At 57.8% G+C, this 15,646-nt stretch carries 19 protein-coding genes, 1 tRNA gene and 1 pseudogene; 12 read left to right on the forward strand and 9 right to left on the reverse strand.

The genetic code is table 11. The annotated features are described in order from the left end of the window. Nucleotides 1–34 precede the first annotated feature (34 nt). The 6 genes from MLD04_RS09685 to MLD04_RS09710 all read left to right on the forward strand — a co-directional run bounded on the left by MLD04_RS09685 (nucleotide 35) and on the right by MLD04_RS09710 (nucleotide 5,047). Complete coding sequence (locus MLD04_RS09685; protein ID WP_248157538.1) at nucleotides 35–964, forward strand: chemotaxis protein CheV; 930 nt, start codon at nucleotides 35–37, stop codon at nucleotides 962–964. Between the two features lie 42 nt (nucleotides 965–1,006). Beyond that, nucleotides 1,007–1,834 (forward strand): CheR family methyltransferase, encoded by an 828-nt coding sequence (locus tag MLD04_RS09690; RefSeq protein ID WP_248157540.1) that lies wholly within the window; start codon nucleotides 1,007–1,009, stop codon nucleotides 1,832–1,834. Nucleotides 1,835–1,837: 3 nt separating this feature from the next. After that, nucleotides 1,838–3,043, forward strand: a complete 1,206-nt coding sequence (locus MLD04_RS09695; RefSeq protein WP_248157541.1) for an MFS transporter — start codon at nucleotides 1,838–1,840, stop codon at nucleotides 3,041–3,043. After that, nucleotides 3,033–3,650 (forward strand): flavin reductase family protein, encoded by a 618-nt coding sequence (locus tag MLD04_RS09700; protein WP_248157543.1) that lies wholly within the window; start codon nucleotides 3,033–3,035, stop codon nucleotides 3,648–3,650. The genes MLD04_RS09695 and MLD04_RS09700 overlap by 11 nt, the downstream gene beginning before the upstream one ends. Nucleotides 3,651–3,672: 22 nt before the next feature. Beyond that, nucleotides 3,673–4,587 (forward strand): LysR family transcriptional regulator, encoded by a 915-nt coding sequence (locus MLD04_RS09705; protein WP_248157545.1) that lies wholly within the window; start codon nucleotides 3,673–3,675, stop codon nucleotides 4,585–4,587. A 94-nt stretch (nucleotides 4,588–4,681) separates the two neighbouring features. Next, the gene (locus tag MLD04_RS09710) at nucleotides 4,682–5,047 is read left to right on the forward strand and encodes a DUF7352 domain-containing protein (RefSeq protein ID WP_248157554.1); all 366 of its coding nucleotides are present in this window, start codon (nucleotides 4,682–4,684) and stop codon (nucleotides 5,045–5,047) included. A gap of 25 nt (nucleotides 5,048–5,072) precedes the next feature. Here MLD04_RS09710 and MLD04_RS09715 read toward each other — a convergent pair whose 3' ends face one another. After that, nucleotides 5,073–5,738 carry a cupin domain-containing protein gene (locus MLD04_RS09715; protein WP_248157556.1) on the reverse strand — a complete coding sequence of 222 codons (666 nt, stop codon included), beginning with the start codon at nucleotides 5,736–5,738 and terminating at the stop codon, nucleotides 5,073–5,075. 74 nt (nucleotides 5,739–5,812) lie between these two features. Continuing rightward, nucleotides 5,813–6,343, reverse strand: a complete 531-nt coding sequence (locus tag MLD04_RS09720) for an isochorismatase family protein (protein ID WP_248157558.1) — start codon at nucleotides 6,341–6,343, stop codon at nucleotides 5,813–5,815. Between the two features lie 201 nt (nucleotides 6,344–6,544). Between MLD04_RS09720 and MLD04_RS09725 the strand changes: the two genes are divergently transcribed. Then, nucleotides 6,545–6,635, forward strand: a tRNA-Ser gene (locus tag MLD04_RS09725). Nucleotides 6,636–6,670: 35 nt separating this feature from the next. Here MLD04_RS09725 and MLD04_RS09730 read toward each other — a convergent pair. Beyond that, nucleotides 6,671–6,949 carry an acylphosphatase gene (locus MLD04_RS09730; protein ID WP_248157560.1) on the reverse strand — a complete coding sequence of 93 codons (279 nt, stop codon included), beginning with the start codon at nucleotides 6,947–6,949 and terminating at the stop codon, nucleotides 6,671–6,673. A gap of 72 nt (nucleotides 6,950–7,021) precedes the next feature. Between MLD04_RS09730 and MLD04_RS09735 the strand changes: the two are divergent. After that, nucleotides 7,022–7,783: pseudogene (locus tag MLD04_RS09735) on the forward strand (fructosamine kinase family protein); the annotation flags it as partial. On the opposite strand, the gene MLD04_RS09740 reads toward MLD04_RS09735, so the two are convergent. The 3 genes from MLD04_RS09740 to MLD04_RS09750 are packed head-to-tail and all read right to left on the reverse strand — an operon-like array spanning nucleotide 7,780 to nucleotide 9,757. Beyond that, a complete protein-coding gene (locus tag MLD04_RS09740; protein ID WP_248157570.1) occupies nucleotides 7,780–8,727 on the reverse strand; it encodes an AEC family transporter in 948 nt (315 codons plus the stop codon). The pseudogene MLD04_RS09735 and the gene MLD04_RS09740 overlap by 4 nt on opposite strands. Then, a complete protein-coding gene (locus tag MLD04_RS09745; RefSeq protein WP_248157572.1) occupies nucleotides 8,727–9,053 on the reverse strand; it encodes a branched-chain amino acid transporter permease in 327 nt (108 codons plus the stop codon). The genes MLD04_RS09740 and MLD04_RS09745 overlap by 1 nt, the downstream gene beginning before the upstream one ends. After that, complete coding sequence (locus MLD04_RS09750; RefSeq protein WP_248157574.1) at nucleotides 9,050–9,757, reverse strand: AzlC family ABC transporter permease; 708 nt, start codon at nucleotides 9,755–9,757, stop codon at nucleotides 9,050–9,052. The genes MLD04_RS09745 and MLD04_RS09750 overlap by 4 nt, the downstream gene beginning before the upstream one ends. A gap of 176 nt (nucleotides 9,758–9,933) precedes the next feature. Between MLD04_RS09750 and MLD04_RS09755 the strand changes: the two genes are divergently transcribed. Genes MLD04_RS09755 through pgsA form a run of 4 tightly spaced genes read left to right on the forward strand, consistent with a single transcriptional unit; the run spans nucleotide 9,934 to nucleotide 13,302 of the window. Then, nucleotides 9,934–10,185 carry a YheU family protein gene (locus tag MLD04_RS09755; RefSeq protein WP_248158264.1) on the forward strand — a complete coding sequence of 84 codons (252 nt, stop codon included), beginning with the start codon at nucleotides 9,934–9,936 and terminating at the stop codon, nucleotides 10,183–10,185. Nucleotides 10,186–10,231: 46 nt separating this feature from the next. Then, nucleotides 10,232–10,888: a UvrY/SirA/GacA family response regulator transcription factor gene (uvrY, locus tag MLD04_RS09760; protein ID WP_248157576.1), complete on the forward strand. Its 657-nt coding sequence runs from the start codon at nucleotides 10,232–10,234 to the stop codon at nucleotides 10,886–10,888. Then, a complete protein-coding gene (gene uvrC, locus MLD04_RS09765; RefSeq protein ID WP_248157578.1) occupies nucleotides 10,872–12,734 on the forward strand; it encodes an excinuclease ABC subunit UvrC in 1,863 nt (620 codons plus the stop codon). The genes uvrY and uvrC overlap by 17 nt, the downstream gene beginning before the upstream one ends. A 7-nt stretch (nucleotides 12,735–12,741) precedes the next feature. Continuing rightward, entirely contained in the window at nucleotides 12,742–13,302 is a 561-nt protein-coding gene (pgsA, locus tag MLD04_RS09770) for a CDP-diacylglycerol--glycerol-3-phosphate 3-phosphatidyltransferase (protein ID WP_248157580.1), read from the forward strand. A gap of 11 nt (nucleotides 13,303–13,313) precedes the next feature. Here pgsA and MLD04_RS09775 read toward each other — a convergent pair whose 3' ends face one another. From MLD04_RS09775 to MLD04_RS09785, 3 genes are read right to left on the reverse strand one after another with little or no spacing between them, the layout of a single operon-like run. Next, nucleotides 13,314–13,913 (reverse strand): ABC-type transport auxiliary lipoprotein family protein, encoded by a 600-nt coding sequence (locus MLD04_RS09775; RefSeq protein ID WP_248157583.1) that lies wholly within the window; start codon nucleotides 13,911–13,913, stop codon nucleotides 13,314–13,316. Next, the gene (locus tag MLD04_RS09780) at nucleotides 13,910–14,848 is read right to left on the reverse strand and encodes an MlaD family protein (protein ID WP_248157585.1); all 939 of its coding nucleotides are present in this window, start codon (nucleotides 14,846–14,848) and stop codon (nucleotides 13,910–13,912) included. Before MLD04_RS09780 ends, MLD04_RS09775 begins: the two co-directional genes overlap by 4 nt. Further along, on the reverse strand, nucleotides 14,848–15,645 hold the full coding sequence (locus MLD04_RS09785; protein ID WP_248157587.1) for an ABC transporter ATP-binding protein: 798 nt from the start codon (nucleotides 15,643–15,645) through the stop codon (nucleotides 14,848–14,850). The genes MLD04_RS09780 and MLD04_RS09785 overlap by 1 nt, the downstream gene beginning before the upstream one ends. Nucleotide 15,646: the final 1 nt, after the last annotated feature.

Below are 15,646 nucleotides of genomic sequence, written 5' to 3' on the forward strand. Positions count from 1 at the left end.
CCGGTATTTTATCGGCCAGCCAGGAGATCGACAGATGGCAGGGGTATTGGACAGTGTCAACCAGCGCACACAACTGGTGGGGCAGAACCGACTGGAGCTTCTGCTGTTCCGTTTGCGGGGGCGCCAGACCTACGGCATCAATGTATTCAAGGTCAAAGAAGTGCTCCAGTGCCCGAAGTTGTCGTCCATACCGCAGAGTCGAAGTGTCGTTCGAGGGGTATCCAATATCCGCGGCGAAACTATCCCCATTATCGACCTGAGCATGGCCATTGGTCTGCCGGGGATTCCCGCCGAAAGCCTGCCCACCAGCTTCGTGATCATTACGGAATACAACCGGAAAACCCAGGGGTTCCTGGTGACGGGTGTGGACCGCATCATGAATATGAATTGGGAGGAGATTTTGCCACCTCCCAAGGGGACGGGGCGTGACGTCTATCTGACGGCAGTCACCAAAGTCGACGACAAGCTGATCGAGATCATCGATGTCGAGAAGATCCTTTCTGAATTTTCCCCGCTTGGTGAGGATGTCACCGAAGCTGTGCTTCAGAAGAGCGCCGATCGGGTCCCGGGACATTTGCCGGTTCTGGTGGTGGATGACTCGGTTGTGGCGCGTCGACAGATTGAGCGGTGCCTGACTGCCATCGGGATGGAGGTTGTCCTTAAAAATGATGGCAAGCAGGCGCTGGACTACCTGAAAAGTCTCACCGCAGACGGGTCCAAGGCCAACGACCATCTGGCGATGATTATTTCCGATGTGGAAATGCCGGAAATGGATGGCTATACGCTGGTCACCAGAATCAAGGAAGATCCTGCTTTGAGTGATATGTTTATCATGCTACACACGTCCCTTAGCGGCGTCTTCAACCAGGCGATGGTAAAGAAAGTCGGTGCAGATGATTTTATGGCAAAGTTCAGCCCGGATGAGTTGGCAGAGCGGGTCATGGAGATCATTGATCGGGCATAATGGCGCCCTGACGCCCACAGTTTCACTGACCATAGAGAACCAATGAAAGCGGAAATAACGCCACAGGAATACGAGGCATTCAAGGCATTCCTGCAGGACGCGTGCGGCATTTTGCTGGGTGACAACAAGCAGTACCTTGTAAAAAGCCGTCTTCGCCGAATCCTCGAGGAAAACAATCTGAACTCGCTGGGAGAGCTGTTGGAACGGCTCAAACGATTCGGACGGAGTGGCCTCAAGGAAACTGTCATTGATGCGATGACAACGAACGAAACGCTTTGGTTCCGGGACAATCATCCCTTCCGGATTCTGCAGGAAAAGTTGCTGCCTGAAATGGCGGAGCGTTGCTCTGCCCAGCCGCTGAGAATCTGGTCGGCGGCCTGTTCGACGGGGCAGGAGCCATACTCCATTGCCATGATTGTCGAGGAGTTTCGCCGGTTAAAGCCGGGCAAACTCAGGGACGTACGAATCACTGCCACAGATATCTCCAAAAGTGTGTTGGAGGTTGCCCGTCGTGGGGAGTACGAGATGCTGGCTATTGGCCGGGGCCTCTCTCCCGAACGGCAGCGGCAGTTTTTCACACCGTCCGCGAATGGTGGCTGGCAGATCAAGCCCCAGCTCAAGACGATGGTCGAGTTCAAAGAACTAAATCTCCTGGAGCGGTACATGCTCGGCAAATTCGACATTGTGATGTGTCGGAATGTGCTGATCTACTTTTCCGCCGAGCTCAAACGGGACATCCTCACTCGAATGCACGCCGCCCTTAACCCGGGTGGCTATCTGATTCTCGGGGCGTCGGAGTCGCTGAACGGTCTGCCCGATCTTTACGAAATGGTTCAGTGTCACCCGGGTATCATCTACAGGAAAAAATAATCTATGCCCCTTAACGTATGGGTTCTGGTGGCAGCCCAGGCGCTGGCCATGTGCACCGCGCCATTCATTATCGTGATAGGGAGCATTCAGGGAAGGGCGCTTGCCTCCGCTCCAGAGTTGGCGACGCTGCCGGTAGGGCTTGTTGTCGTCGGAACGGTTCTGGCCGTCAAACCGGCGACCTGGTTGATGGAAGGCCTGGGCCGAAAGCCGGTCATGCTGCTTGGCACCCTGATGGGGATGACCGCCGGTGGATTGGGGGTTCTGGCCTCCTGGACGGGTATATTTTCGGTGCTTTGCCTGGCGGGCATGGTGGGTGGCTTCGGACTGGCGGTGGTGCACCAATACCGGTTTGCCGCCATGGAATCTGTTGAACCCGGCCTGGCCGCCTCTGCCGCCGCTCGGGTGCTCCTGGGCGGATTGGGCGCAGCCTGGCTGGGGCCGGAAATCGCCACGCTGGGTGCCGGCCCGGATGAAACCTATCCATTTCTCTCCAGCTGGCTTGGGTTACTGGTCGTTCAGGCCTGTGCGCTGATAACGCTGTCTATCGGCTATCACTCGGGTCGCGAACGGGTTCGCGAACGACACGTCACTGGCGGTCGACCGCTGCGAGAGATATTGGCGTCGCCCATGGTTCTGGCTGCGATTGGCGCTGCAGCCATCGGGTACGCGGTGATGAGCTTTGTGATGACGGCGACACCGCTGAGTATGACCGAGATGGCCGGTCATAGCCTGGATGACGCAAAGCGGGTCATACAGTTGCATATTGTGGCCATGTATCTCCCTTCGCTGGTCAGCGGTTGGGTGACACGGGTCATCGGCCTTCCGCGAATGATGATTCTGGGGCTACTGGCGTACCTCCTCTGTGTCATTCTGGCGGCTTCTGGCATCAGTTTTCATCATTACCTCTGGGCCCTTTTGTTGCTCGGAATTGGCTGGAATTTTCTCTTTGTGGGCGGGACGGCGTTGCTGCCCCGGGGGTACCGTGATCATGAGCGGTTCCGGGTACAGGGCCTCAACGACATGCTGGTGTTCGGGTCACAGGCGACGGCGTCGTTGTCAGCCGGGGCGGTCTTTGCGTGGCTCGGATGGTCCGGCCTGGTTATGGTTGCGGTCCCGTTCCTTGTGATTCAGCTGGCCCTTGTCCTGAGGTGGCTTGCCAGGGATCGGGCCTTAAAAACATTGGAACCGGGAGGCGCAGATGCAGATTGAATTCGACGGTATGGACCCGAAAGATGTCTACCATATCCTGACGCAGACAGTGATTCCGCGCCCCGTGGCGTGGGTTCTCAGCGAAAATCCCGACGGGGACTACAACCTTGCCCCATTTTCGTTTTTTACTCCGATTACCAGCAATCCGCCCCTGTTGATGTTTTCTGTGGGCAGGAAGCCGACTGACGGATCGTTCAAGGATACCCGGGTGAATATTGAGGCCCGTGGCCATTTCGTGGTCCACATTGCCCACCGGGAGCTCGCCGGTGCCATGACAGAAACTGCTCGAACCTTGCCCCATGGCGAGTCCGAGCTGACCAATCTCGATCTGCAACTGGAGGACTTCGAGGGCTCCCCGTTACCCAGGCTCAGGGACTGTCGCGTCGCCTTTGCCTGCGAGCTTTATGACATCAAGGAGATCGGCCCCGGCCCCCAGTCACTGGTCTTCGGGAAGATTAACGGCATCTACGTTGCCGATGAGGTTACAAAGCAGGATGAAAAAGGCCGGTTGCGGTTCGACGGTTCGGCTATCGACCCGGTGGGGCGGCTTGGCGGTAGTGAGTATGTCACCTTCGGGGAAGTGCTGAAGATTCCCCGCCCGTCCTGAGACTCGACAGGGAGCGTCAATCATGGACCAGCTCAACCTTCGCCATCTTTACTATTTCTGGGTGATCAGCCGCGAGGGTTCGATAGCCCGGGCCAGCGAGGTATTGGAGCTGGCCCCTCAGACCCTGAGTGGACAGCTCGCCACCTTTGAATCCTCTGTCGGTGGCCGCCTGTTTCTTCGGGAGCGGCGCAAATTGATACTCACGGATCTCGGGCGGTTGATCCGGGGATATGCGGACGACATCTTCGAGCTGACCGGGGAACTCACCGATACGCTCAGACTGTCCGAATCAGACCGGCCAATTACGCTGTACGCCGGTGTTTCGGCCTCGATCCACAAACTGTTTGCCTATTACCTCCTGCAACCGGCGATGGCCCTTCCACGTCCCATGCAGCTGGAGTGCCGCACAGGACGTACCGAGGATCTGATCCTCAACCTGAAGCGCAAGGAACTGGACGTCGTTCTGGCGGACCGGGTCCCTGACATCGACACCTACGGGCCGTTTACCGTGCACCCCCTGGCAGAATCCAGCATCAGCCTGTTTGCCGCCCCGTCGATTGCCCGGGCCCTACGTGGGGGGTTCCCCGGGTCCCTTAAAGGGCAGCCCCTGCTGGCCAATGCCACGGATGCCCCTTATTTTACCCGCCTCATGAACTGGCTCTCGCTCCAGGGAGTGCGTATGAGGTTGGTCGCCCGCGTAGAGGACAGCGCACTGATCAAGGTGTTCGGTCGCCAGGGTTTTGGCGTATTCGCGGCGCCGTCTGTCATTCGCGATGAGGTGTGCCGGCAGTACGAAGTGGAGGAGATCGGAAAAATCGAGGAGGTGCAGGACGAGATGTTTGCCATCACCAGGGGACGAAAGCTTGCCCATGAGGGTGTTCGGGCCATCTGCACCACGCCGGCGGATTTCCGGATGTTCGATTCTGGCATCGAATAATTCGACCCTTTTGGATTATAAAAGCTGATTTTATCGATCCGGGTTTGGCGTCAGAATCGGAGACAAGTCAGGAAGCGCTCGAAGGAGAGTAGCCATGAAGACGATCCATAAATTTCGCCTCGAATCGGGTAAAGAACCGACCGTTCTGCACCTCAAGGACGGCTACCGGGTGGTACGTTGCGAGTACATTGTTCCCCACAAGGCGGTTTACCTCTGGGTTGAACAGCCGCTGAATGTGGAGACCCCGACTGTCGTAAGCCAGTTCCGTGTGGCCATGTCCGGGGAACCCGTGCCGGACCATTATGAATACCTGGATACCGCACTGGACCCGTTCGGACCGGAGGCATTCCATGTCTTTGCGGTGCCCGAAGCGGAAAACCTCCGCTTCAATCCGGCGGTCAATGAGGAGAGCAACCATCAGGCAAACCAGTCGGCCTGGACGAGTACTGCCATTTCATGAAACGGGGGCCCAAGAGGCCCCTTTTTCATGCCGGGCCGGACGTCAGTGGCAGGTGGCCGGTCTTGACCCAGATAACCGTTTCCTGATCGACGAAAGGGTGGTGCTGGCTGAGATGGGGGCTACGAATCCAGGTACCTTCAGGATATCGGCCCAGCTCATCGCAGAACTCACCTGACAGCACAAAGATTTCTTCCCCTCCGAAATGGCGGTGAGGCTGGAAAACCTCATTTGCCGGCCACTTCACCAACGCTACATGCTCGTGCTCGAACTCGTGGAGGGGCATGACCTGCAGCCCACCAATGCCCGGAAGCCATTCCGCCTCACGGGTGTTGATTCTGACCGTGGCTGAATCGCGGGGATCAAACTGATGCAATTTCACCAGTAGTGTGCAACCGGGTTCGCTGAACGGTGCGTGGCCGCTGCCCGGTGGGTTACGGATATAGGTGCCTGCGGGATAGTCGCCGGTTTCGTCTGAAAAGATACCCTCCAGCACCAGAATCTCCTCTCCCAGGGGATGTTCGTGCCGTTTGAACGAAGCGCCCGGCTCATACCGGACAATGCTGGTCGCATGTCCCCGTTCCGCTTCTTCACGGGCCAGGGGTTTTCTTTCCACGCCTGCAGCCGGGCTGGGAGCCCATTCCATATCGTTTGTTCTGATAACAACGCGTTGGGAGAAATCCATATTGAGCATAAAACACCTCGGCCTGCGGGAAGTCGAACATGTACGTCGGTGATCCGGTCATGGATGACGGTCAGGAATCGGATCTATTTGATCAACCCCTGAACGTCACGGAACCGGGGGTGCTCACAGTTACGCATCCATTCGAAGGCGACCATCTCGACGGTGACCAGCCGGGCGCCACTCTCGCTGAGCCGATCAAGTGCCACATCCCGGTCAAAATCGCTTCGCGATCCGGTCGCATCCGCCACGACCCAGACTTTGTACCCCGCATCCAGCAGGCTGAGTGCGGTCTGCATCATGCAGACGTGAGCCTCGCAGCCGCCAATGACTATATGCTGGCGACCTTCCGGAAGCTGGTCAATGAGTCCGTCCGGACAGGCGTCAAAATGGGTTTTTGATATTTCCTGCTCCAGCAGTTCTGCGACGCTCGGTACCGTTTTGCCCAATTTTTCAGGCAGCTGTACGGTTCCCAGTGAGGGAACGCCGAGAAGTCCGGCGATGGTCGCAAGCGTCGTACAGCGATCGACGACGTGCCCTCCGTCGCTGATCGCTGGCATCAGTTTTTCCTGAAGGTCGATCAGGATCAGAACGGATTGCTCGGCTTTCATAAGCATTGGTAGTCTCCCGCTGCGTGGACATTCATCTGGGTGGGGGCGATGCCATTGTACTCGATCTGTTTAATCGATAATCACGTTCTGGCCAGGACGCAATTTTTTGCGGGTATTTCGCCAGAGGGTGTTGCCAAGAGCCTGAAAAAGCATTAGAGTTTGCGCCCTCAAATGAGCGACGACATCGCTGATTTGAAACAGTTTATTGGAGAGGTGGCCGAGTGGCTGAAGGCGCACGCCTGGAAAGTGTGTATACGTTAATAGCGTATCGAGGGTTCGAATCCCTCCCTCTCCGCCAATACGAAACCCCAGCATCGCTGGGGTTTTTTATTGTCAGTACTTCACGCCAAATGCACTGAATTCGCCGCTGGCGGGTTGCTCTTCCACCTGAATTCCCCGAACCCTGGCCTCCGGCGGGCCGTCCTGGCACCATTGGTGCAGTTGCCGGAGCGCGTCGGGCGTGCCTTCGGCAACCACCTCTACTCGCCCGTCCGGCAGGTTGCGAGCGTAACCGGAAACGCCCAGGCGGTTCGCCTCCTTCTCCGTTGATGCCCGGTAATAGACCCCTTGCACCTTTCCGGAGATCACCATTTTCCAGCGTGTCGTATCCATGGCAGTCCTTCGGCTCTTTGTCGTGTTAGTCTCAATCTAACGCCGTGACGGGAGGCAGTTCAAGGCAGGGGGGCCGAGATGTTCATCAAACGCAACGCCACGGAATTTGCCGATGCGCTGATCTGTGAAGCGGAGGGTCTCACGCGTCTTCGGGAGGCGCTTGAGCAGGCTGGTGTCACGACAGTGCGTGTGCCAGAGGTCTTTCAGGTGGACGAGACCACGCTGGAAATGACCGGGATCGAGTCGGCGCCCGCAACGCCGGGCACGCTTTCGATGTTGGGCGAGGGCCTGGCCCTGGTGCATCGTCTGGACCAGGGTAAGTATGGCTGGGGCCAGGATAACTACATCGGCCTCTCGCCACAGCCTAATCGCTGGAGCGATACCTGGGGCGACTTTTTCGTTCGGGATCGGTTGGGGTATCAGGTCGGCTGTATCCGGGATCGCAAACTCCAAACCGAATTCCGGGATATCCTTGATCGCTACGGCCAGACGCTGGCCGGGTGGCTGGACAGCAACTGCGACCATTCCAGCCTGCTTCATGGTGATTTATGGAGCGGCAACGCCCTGTTTGATAAGCGTGTCGCGTGGCTGATCGACCCGGCAATCTACTGTGGGGATCGGGAAGCCGACCTGGCAATGACGGAAATGTTTGGTGGTTTCGGTACGGCGTTTTATGAGGAATACGATCGGGTTTATCGTCGCTCGCCGGAGTACGAGCACAAACGTGATATCTACAACCTCTATCATTACCTCAACCACTACAATCTGTTCGGCAGTGGTTATCTTGGGGGCTGTCGGAGAGGGTTCGACGCGATTCTCCGGGTTGTCCGCTAGATCACGCCGGTACTGCGCAGGACAAAAACGCCGAGGGTAACGGTCACGCTGGCGGCGAGTGTGGTCAGTGCGACGATGTTGGCCGCCAAGCGGTCGTTGCCGCCGAGTGCCTTGACCATCACAAAGCTTGCCGCAGCCGTCGGACTGGCAAAGAACAGGAACATCAGGCCCAGCTCCTGGCCACGAAAACCGACCAGCCAGGCCGCAGCGGTACACAGGGCCGGCAGGGTGATCATTTTCAAGACACTGGAACCGACGGCGGTTCTCCGATCCTGTCGGAGAGCGCTGAGAGAGACGGTTGCGCCGATGCACAACAGGGCCAGTGGCAAGGTGAGACTGGCAAAGTAGTCGCCACTGGTCATGATCCAGCCCGGCAGTCGGAGATCCCACGCGGCGACCGGGATGGCCGCCACCACCGCCAGAATAAGCGGATTGCGGACAATATCCTGAAGGATTCTTCGCCAGGACGCTTTCTTTCCATCCTGGTAGGCGAGCAGAACTGTGACCGACAGAGTGTTGTAGGAAAGGATCACGAGTCCCAGAAGAATCCCGCCGGCCGAGAGTCCGTAGTCGCCGTAAAGGTTGGCCGCAAGTGCAAGTCCGACGATACCGCAGTTACCCCGAAACGCGCCCTGAACGTATACGCCCCGGTCCGCCGGCGCCACCCGGGCAAGCGCCCAGATCCAGGCGATGCCGAAGGAGCCCAGGGTTGCGAACAGATAGAACACCAGAAGGTTCGGATTCAGTGCGGTATCAAGATCGGCCCGGATAATGCTGAGGAAGACCAGGGTTGGAAGCGTGGCCTTGAACACCAGGGCCGATGCCGTGTTCACGAACGCGGCATCGATCCAGCCAAGGCGTCTTAGACCCAGGCCAATAAAGACCATGGTGAATACGGGCAGGGTGGTTTCCAGCGTCTGTAGAAATACCTCAAGCAGGCTCATTATGCGGCCACCCCGGTTTGTACGACGATCATGTAAGCCGCTGTCCCGGTGACAATTGAAAGAAGGGCGTTGCGGCGCCAGAGATGCATTCCGACAACGATAAGTCCCGCCACCAGGGCATCAAGACCAGGCAAGCCGGCTTGCCAGTCTGCCGAACGATACAGAAATACCGTGGCCAGCAATGCCATCACGGCGGCGGGCAGGTAGCGTCCCAGGTGTTTGATCAGCGGATGCTCAGTGTGTCGTTCCAGAAACAGGAACGGGATCACCCGAGTGGCAAAGGTTGCGAGCGCGGACACCAGAATGAAGGACAACAGATATGTCATGAGCTTTGTTCCCGGGATACCGGCGTGGCAGAAGTTCGGAGACGGTGGTAATGAACCAGCAGCACTACGGTGACCAGGGCAATGGCGCCGATCAACTGGTGAGCCGGCGGAAGCACCAGCATGGCTACGCCTGCCGCGGCGGCACCCGTCCAGATGGGAAAGAGATCTTTGAGGGCATGGTATTGCTCAAGCGTCAGCACGATGAACAGGGCCACCAGTGCGAATTCAATGCCACGGCTGTCGAACATCACGTTTTCTCCCAACAGAGCCCCTACGGCGCAACCTACCACCCAGTAACTCTGATTGAACGCGGTGATCCGGAAATCCACAAGTTGCTCATGGTGCCGGTCCGGGCCGCGGGATCGGCTGGTCAGAAGCGAGTAGGTTTCGTCGGTCAGGCCGAAAATGAGATAGGCCTTTCGCCAACCGGCGCCCCGAAAACGCCCTAACAGGGAAAGCCCATAGAAGAGATGCCTGGCATTCAGGACAAACATGGCGACACCCACTTCGACCAGGCCGGCCCCCGCGGCCAGCAAGCTGACTGCCAGAATCTGCCCGGCACCGGCGTAGATCAGAACGCCCATGAGGGGGGCAGCCCACCAGGGGTAGTCCAGTTGCGTGGCAAACAGCACGCCGAAGGCGGTTCCGAGTGGCAAATACCCGAATAGAATGGGCAGTGTAAGCCTGAAAACTGATTGGTTCATTAGCATCCAAACCTTTCAAAGCACGGAATGATAGAGAATCCCGTTCCGTGAATCCATACGCGGAGAGTCGGTCTTGATCTGGGACCTGATTGCAGAATTTACTTACCTCTCAGCATAAAAGGGCTTCTACCGCGGCCCTTTAATCCTTAACATATCCTCCATAAACGGGAGGAATGATGACGAGCGACGGCACCCACCAACCAGAACCGGATCCACGTCAGGAAAGGTTTGTGGTGGACAAAGAGCTGCTGACGGAAGATCAGCTCGCGGGGCTGGTGGAAGAATATTGCACGCGTTATCACGGCCTGAATGATACAGAGAATCCCATGGCGGAACGTGAGCGTGTGCTGTCGGCGGTTAAACGGGGCGACCTGGTTGTCTGGTTTGACCCGGTGGAAAATACCGCTGGCCTGGGTGTACCTGCCTGAGGTAACGTTCCGTCCCTGCATTTTTAAGTGTTCTGCGAGGTGAGTCTTGATCAGGGTATTGGTTGTCGACGACCACGAGCTCGTCCGCTCTGGTATTACCCGGATGCTGGCAGATAACCCGGATATTGAGGTCATCGGTCAGGCCTCCTCCGGTGAGGACGCCATCGACTTTGTGCGCAAGAAGCGACCGGATATCGTCCTCATGGACATTCGTATGCCCGGTATTGGTGGGCTGGAGGCGACCCGGCGTATCCTTCGCATCGACGATTCCATCCGCGTCATCGTCGTGACCGCCTGTGCCGATGATCCATACCCGACCCGGGTCATGCAGAGTGGTGCAAGTGCCTACATCACCAAGGGTGCCGACATTCAGGAAATGGTTCGTGCCATTCGCATGGCCCATTCCGGCCAACGCTACATCAGCCCTGAAATCGCCCAGAAAATGGCGCTGAAGCAGGTGAGCGGTGACGACGATAGCGGGGAACTTTCCCTGTTCGAGCGCCTCTCCGAGCGCGAAATGCAGATCGCCATGATGGTTGTCGACTGCCAGAAGGTTCAGGATATTTCCGATAAATTGTGTCTGAGCCCGAAAACGGTCAACAGCTATCGCTATCGAATCTTTGAGAAGCTTGAAATCTCCAGCGATGTGGAGCTTGCGCTGATGGCTGTCCGTCTTGGGTTGCTGGATGCCGACAAAGTCTGATCCCGGCTCCGAAGAAAGCAGGGAGTTCGACAGCAAAAACTTCCTGAAGCAATTGACCGAACGACCGGGCGTGTACCGGATGTACGACGCCGCCGGTGAGGTTCTGTACGTCGGAAAGGCGCGCAATCTCAAGAATCGCGTCAGCAGCTATTTCAGGAAGTCCGGTCTGGCACCGAAGACCGAAGCGCTGGTATCCCGGATCCAGTCCATCGAGGTCACTGTTACCGGCAGCGAGACGGAAGCGCTTCTGCTGGAACAGAACCTGATCAAGTCGTTACGCCCGCCCTACAACATTCTGTTGCGGGACGATAAGTCCTACCCCTATATCTACCTCTCGTCCCACAGTGATTATCCGTCCCTGACCTTCCGGCGTGGCCGGACCAAGAAGGGCGGCGGTACCTGGTTCGGGCCGTTTCCGAGTTCCGGCGCGGTGAAGGAAAGTCTTAATATTCTGCAGAAGGTTTTCCGCATAAGATCCTGTAGTGAAAGCTATTTCAGGAACCGGACGCGGCCATGTCTGCAATACCAGATCAACCGCTGCACGGCCCCTTGCGTGGGGTTTGTCACACCGGAGGAGTATCAGGAGGATGTTCGGCATGCCACGATGTTCCTGGAGGGGAAGAACCCGGCCATCATCCACGATCTTATGAATGCCATGGAATCGGCATCCGCCAGACTGGAATTCGAAAAGGCGGCCGCCTACCGTGATCAGATCAACCACCTGCGCCATGTGCAGGAGCAGCAATCCGTAGACAGTGCCGGTGGCGATGCCGACGTGGTGGCCATTGCCCAGGAAGCCGGCGTGGTCTGTATTGTGGTGATTATTGTCCGGGGCGGTCGGGTGCTGGGAACCAAGGATTATTTTCCGAGGTACTCGATCGAGCAGACCGAAGGCGAACTCCTCAGCGCGTTTCTTGGGCAGTATTATTTTGGTGGCAATACCCGAAGGGAGATTCCACGGGATATCCTGGTGCCTGTAGAGGTGGAAGGGCAGGCCTTGCTGGCCAGTGCCTTGAGTGAAGCGGCTAACCGTGAAACCCGGATTCGTGGTAACGTTCGGGGCGAGCGGCGACGCTGGCTGGAATTGGCCATGACCAATGCGCAGCAAACCCTGTTGACCCATCTGGCGAGCAAGGAAACGGTGTACCGCCGTCTGCTGGCACTGCGGGATCTTCTGGAATTGGCCGAGACGCCGGCGCGCATGGAATGCTTCGATATAAGCCACAGTCACGGGGAGAATACCGTCGCTTCCTGTGTGGTTTTCGATGAGAACGGGCCGCTGAAGAGCGATTACCGGCTCTACAACATCGAAGGTGTGAAAGCCGGCGATGATTATGCGGCAATGCAACAGGTCCTGACCCGTCGGTATCGCCGGATGGTGGCCGGTGAGGGTAAGCGGCCGGACCTGGTCTTTATCGACGGTGGTAAAGGGCAGTTGAACATTGCCAGGGAAGTGTTTGAAGAACTGGGAATTTCGGACATCCCACTGATCGGTGTGGCCAAGGGGGTCACCCGACGCGCCGGGATGGAGCAATTGATTGACGCCATGACCGGAGATGTGTTCCGGGTGCCGGCTGATTCGCCCGCGCTGCATCTTATCCAGCATATCCGGGACGAATCGCATCGGTTTGCCATAACCGGCCACCGCGCCCGACGGGATAAAAAACGCCGTCAATCAACGTTGGAAGGAATTGAAGGGGTCGGCCCCAAACGCCGTCGGGAACTGATTCGGTATTTCGGCGGTATTCAGGAAATCCGCAAGGCCAGTGTGGATGAGATGACGAAGGTACAGGGCATCAGCAAGGCTCTGGCGGAATCCATCTACGCGGCGTTGCACGACCAATAGGAAGCCCATGAATCTGCCAAATCTGCTCACACTCTCTCGAATCGTCATGATTCCGGTGTTCGTGATCGTATTCTATCTGCCGGTTGAGTGGAGTTACATGGTGAGTGCGGCGATTTTCGCGCTGGCGGGATTGACCGATTGGCTGGACGGCTACCTTGCAAGAAAGCTCAACCAGAGTACGCCGTTTGGCGCCTTCCTGGATCCGGTGGCCGACAAGCTGATGGTGGCCGTTGCACTGGCGGTTCTGATTGAAGAATATTCGATTCCGCTGCTGACCATTCCAGCGACCGTGATTATCGGGCGGGAAATCGTCATATCGGCGTTGCGTGAATGGATGGCCGAAATTGGCAGTCGTGCCAGTGTGGCCGTTTCCTACATCGGGAAGATCAAGACCACGGCCCAGATGGCAGCGATTGTGGGCCTGTTGGCGTTCCCGCCGGGTAACTTCTGGGCGTACGTCGCCGTGGGTTTGTTGTACATTGCGGCTGGGCTGACTTTCTGGTCCATGCTCCTCTATCTGAAAGCCGCCTGGGCAGACCTGTTTCCCGAGCACAATGGATCTTCCTGACGCCCCGGTTGTCAGGGTGTGATCTCGCAACCTCCCAGCCAGTTGAGCGTTTTGGTCGACAGGCTCCGGGCAGCCTCGCCGAAAGCGGCTACGACAGCGTCCAGTTCCCTGCCGCTTGCGGGCACCTTCACACGCTCGTCGTGAATGCACAGAACCTTCCGTGACTGGTTGTCCAGAATTTCGGTATGCAGACCAATCACCGCCACCATGCCGGTCTCTGTTTGCTCGGACTGGAAGTCGGACAATTCCGAGATGAGCGTGAGATCCACGCTCGCGGGGCTGGTATCGGTGACAACGTACTGGAAGCCCTGACTGCGGCGGAGGGTATCGACAAGGTAGTCTCGTACCAGAACCGGAGCACTATCGCGCCAGCGGGCGCCGGGGTAGGACTGGAATTCGAGCGGAGTCGGCTTGCTCAGAATGAGCGTGCTGTTGATGGGATCGGAAGCCAGAGGCGTGTCAATCCGGATGGATGGTCGGGCTTTGCCGGGCATTTCCGATACGTCCTGGGCCCGGGCCAGATCCATTACCCTGGGGGGCTCCGATGCCGGGAATACGGTGCAGGCTGTGACCAGCGTGGCCATCGACAAGGTCGCAAGTACTCTCTTCATGGCTGAACCTCCTTGAAGCCGGGATTGCCGAGCAACGTGCCGGAGGGATCCGCCTCAAGACGGCGGGCAAACCGATTGAGGTTACGCAGAGCACTCCGCAGTTCCCTGATGGTGGGTTCCAGTTCCCCCAGCCCTTGCAACCCGGCATCCATCGCGCCTTCGTTATTCCTGGTCAGTCGGTCGAGCCGCTCAAGGCTCGGCTGCAGGGTGTTCAGTGACTGACTCATCGAATCCAGCACCGGACTGACCTTGTTGACCAGAATGGTATTGGTCCTGTCGGAGGTGGCGGATACCTTGTTGGCGGCCTGTTCAGCCCGAACCGCTGCCGCATTGAACTGGGCCAATAAAGCCGACAGGTTGTCCCTCTGTGCCAGCAGCGATTCCGTTGCTTCTCTGCTATTGGCCAGAAGGGCCTCCAGGTTTTGTGCGTTCTTGTCACTCAGCAGTTCGTTGGCCCTTGTGAGGAACCGATCTGCTTTCTCGAGAAGGTCTGTCCCGTTACTGAGCAGATCGCTGAATGGCGAGGGATCCGCCATGATCAGAGGTGGATCGTCCAGGTTGCCCTGGATTCGGGGACTGGATGGGGTTCCTCCCCGGAATTGAACGTTCATGCTGCCGGTAATGTTGGCCAGGACAAGGCCAACGTGGGTGTCCTGACGGATCGGAATGGACTTGTCGACACGGATCCGGACACGAACGTGGCGCGGATCCTCCGGGTCCAGTCGAAGGCTCAGCACCTCGCCGACAGGCACACCGCTGTAGAGTACCGGGTTGCCCTCAGACAGTCCGGAAATGGGGTGATCAAACCCGACTTCATAATAGGTCCATTCCCGATCCGTGGAAGATTTGCCAAGCCAGAGGGCAAACAGGAGTGCTGCGCCCACGGCGATGACGGTAAACAGTCCAATGATCACATGGTGTGCGCGGGGTTCCATCAGTTTCCATCTCCGTGCGGATTCGCTCGATCATTGTCAGCGGCCTGGCTGGCCGCCCGCCCGCGAGGCCCCTGGAAATAGTCCTGGATCCAGGGATCCGGGTTGGCTGCGACCCGCTCCAGGGTATCGGCGATAATGACACGTTGCTGTGACAGGACCGCCACACGGTCGCAGGTGGCATACAGCGTGTCCAGATCATGGGTGACCAGAAACACGGTGAGCCCGAGTGCATTCCTCAGTGTAACGAGCAGTTGGTCAAAAGCCGCGGCACCAATAGGATCGAGGCCGGCGGTTGGCTCGTCAAGAAAAAGGATTTCGGGATCCAGCGCCAGGGCCCGGGCCAGGCTTGCCCGTTTGACCATGCCACCGGAGAGTTCGGAAGGATACTTCCGGGCGGCGCTTGCGGGCAGTCCGGTCAGTGCCAGTTTGACCCTTGCGAGCTTTTCGGCCTCCGCCCGGGGGAGCCCGATGTGTTCCATCAACGGAATGGCCACGTTTTCCTGAAGGTTCAGGGAGGTGAACAGGGCACCGCCCTGAAACAGAACACCGAACCGCTGCTCCAGTTTTGAGCGTTCAGGCGGAGAGAGCGTTAACAGGTTTTCGCCAAAGATCCGGATCTGGCCGTAGGTGGGCCGGTGCAGGCCGACAATGCTCCTAAGCAGCACCGATTTTCCGGTTCCGGACCCGCCGACAACGCCCAGGATTTCACGCCGTCTCAGGTCCAGATCCAGCCCGAGGTGAACCACATTGTCCCCAAACCGGTTGCAAAGCTCACGAACCTGAATGATCGGTGTCATG

This window comes from Marinobacter koreensis (genome assembly GCF_023156285.1).
Classification (GTDB): domain Bacteria; phylum Pseudomonadota; class Gammaproteobacteria; order Pseudomonadales; family Oleiphilaceae; genus Marinobacter; species Marinobacter koreensis.

Coding starts and splice junctions, on each gene's coding strand:
- MLD04_RS09685 (WP_248157538.1), top strand. CDS start 35: ATGGCAGGGGTATTGGACAGTGTCAACCAGCGCACACAACTGGTGGGG.
- MLD04_RS09690 (WP_248157540.1), top strand. CDS start 1,007: ATGAAAGCGGAAATAACGCCACAGGAATACGAGGCATTCAAGGCATTC.
- MLD04_RS09695 (WP_248157541.1), top strand. CDS start 1,838: ATGCCCCTTAACGTATGGGTTCTGGTGGCAGCCCAGGCGCTGGCCATG.
- MLD04_RS09700 (WP_248157543.1), top strand. CDS start 3,033: ATGCAGATTGAATTCGACGGTATGGACCCGAAAGATGTCTACCATATC.
- MLD04_RS09705 (WP_248157545.1), top strand. CDS start 3,673: ATGGACCAGCTCAACCTTCGCCATCTTTACTATTTCTGGGTGATCAGC.
- MLD04_RS09710 (WP_248157554.1), top strand. CDS start 4,682: ATGAAGACGATCCATAAATTTCGCCTCGAATCGGGTAAAGAACCGACC.
- MLD04_RS09715 (WP_248157556.1), bottom strand. CDS start 5,738: ATGCTCAATATGGATTTCTCCCAACGCGTTGTTATCAGAACAAACGAT.
- MLD04_RS09720 (WP_248157558.1), bottom strand. CDS start 6,343: ATGCTTATGAAAGCCGAGCAATCCGTTCTGATCCTGATCGACCTTCAG.
- MLD04_RS09730 (WP_248157560.1), bottom strand. CDS start 6,949: ATGGATACGACACGCTGGAAAATGGTGATCTCCGGAAAGGTGCAAGGG.
- MLD04_RS09740 (WP_248157570.1), bottom strand. CDS start 8,727: ATGAGCCTGCTTGAGGTATTTCTACAGACGCTGGAAACCACCCTGCCC.
- MLD04_RS09745 (WP_248157572.1), bottom strand. CDS start 9,053: ATGACATATCTGTTGTCCTTCATTCTGGTGTCCGCGCTCGCAACCTTT.
- MLD04_RS09750 (WP_248157574.1), bottom strand. CDS start 9,757: ATGAACCAATCAGTTTTCAGGCTTACACTGCCCATTCTATTCGGGTAT.
- MLD04_RS09755 (WP_248158264.1), top strand. CDS start 9,934: ATGACGAGCGACGGCACCCACCAACCAGAACCGGATCCACGTCAGGAA.
- uvrC (WP_248157578.1), top strand. CDS start 10,872: ATGCCGACAAAGTCTGATCCCGGCTCCGAAGAAAGCAGGGAGTTCGAC.
- pgsA (WP_248157580.1), top strand. CDS start 12,742: ATGAATCTGCCAAATCTGCTCACACTCTCTCGAATCGTCATGATTCCG.
- MLD04_RS09775 (WP_248157583.1), bottom strand. CDS start 13,913: ATGAAGAGAGTACTTGCGACCTTGTCGATGGCCACGCTGGTCACAGCC.
- MLD04_RS09780 (WP_248157585.1), bottom strand. CDS start 14,848: ATGGAACCCCGCGCACACCATGTGATCATTGGACTGTTTACCGTCATC.
- MLD04_RS09785 (WP_248157587.1), bottom strand. CDS start 15,645: ATGACACCGATCATTCAGGTTCGTGAGCTTTGCAACCGGTTTGGGGAC.